The sequence below is a fragment of the Collinsella sp. LCP21S3_A9 genome, assembly GCF_052118785.1.
GTDB lineage: Bacteria > Actinomycetota > Coriobacteriia > Coriobacteriales > Coriobacteriaceae > Collinsella.
In genome coordinates, this window is sequence record NZ_JBQKGN010000072.1 from 1 (window position 1) to 363 (window position 363).

The window sequence follows — 363 nt, forward strand, 5'->3', positions numbered from 1 at the left end:
TCGCGATCAGATGCTCCTCACTCATCAATGAGTGAATTCCTCTTGTTTGGATCGGATGAATGATTGCTATCATTCTCTATTTAATCGCAGAAAAGAATCGAGTCTGGAAGATGATACTCTTCCATCTCTCTCCTATCGCTATGCGGCTCTCAAGGTACGCGGGTGCGACCCCGGGGACCGGGTGCTGCGGGGACGTATCCGGGCCAGACATCCACCGGACGGGCTCCTGCCCCTATTCGAGTTAAAGTGTTCTCTCTCTAAGAATGTATCTCCCTAGAAAGGAGGTGATCCAGCCGCACCTTCCGGTACGGCTACCTTGTTACGACTTCACCCCCCTCACCCTCCACACCTTCGGCGCCTCCC

1 rRNA gene is annotated in these 363 nt (G+C 54.0%); it reads right to left on the bottom strand.

Features of this window, described 5'->3' with window-relative positions:
- Window positions 1-277: 277 nt before the first annotated feature.
- Window positions 278-363: ribosomal RNA gene (locus ACTQ05_RS09610) — 16S ribosomal RNA — on the bottom strand; the annotation flags it as partial.